Origin of the sequence: Synechococcus sp. R8-2 (assembly GCF_047461715.1) — a bacterium.
Lineage (GTDB): Bacteria > Cyanobacteriota > Cyanobacteriia > Thermostichales > Thermostichaceae > Thermostichus.
This window is the reverse complement of the sequence record NZ_JANSHQ010000066.1, coordinates 1-535: the sequence shown is the minus strand read 5'-3', so window position 1 is coordinate 535 and position 535 is coordinate 1. Positions and strand designations below refer to the sequence as shown.

Below are 535 nucleotides of genomic sequence, written 5' to 3'. Positions count from 1 at the left end.
CCGTAGGAGTCTGGGCCGTGTCTCAGTCCCAGTGTGGCGGGCCATCCTCTCAGACCCGCTACGGATCGTCGCCTTGGTAGGCCGTTACCCCACCAACTAGCTAATCCGACGCAGGCTCATCCTCAGGTGGATTGCTCCTTTCAGCTTCCGCCTGTATGGGGTATTAGCAGCCGTTTCCAGCTGTTATCCCCCGCCTGAGGGTAGATTCCTACGTGTTACTCACCCGTCCGCCACTAACACCCGAAGGTGTCCGTGCGACTTGCATGTGTTAAGCATACCGCCAGCGTTCATCCTGAGCCAGGATCAAACTCTCCGTGTCAATTCAAGAGCTTGTCTCTGGAAAAATGGAAACTTGACAGGGTTGAATATGCAGCCACCAGCCGACTCAGGGAGCCTGCTGTGCTGCTTGGCGATGGTTGACTGAACGAGTTACTTGTCAAGGTTCTGGGGCGCCGGGGCTGGGTGGCCTCATCAGCGCTTTACTACCCTATCCCCACCCCCACCACCCCGTCAAGATATCCAACCCAAAATTTTT

Annotated in this window: 1 rRNA gene; it reads right to left on the bottom strand. The window is 56.3% G+C overall.

Annotated features, from left to right (window positions below):
* Positions 1-319, bottom strand: a 16S ribosomal RNA gene (locus NW819_RS01685); the annotation flags it as partial.
* Positions 320-535: the final 216 nt, after the last annotated feature.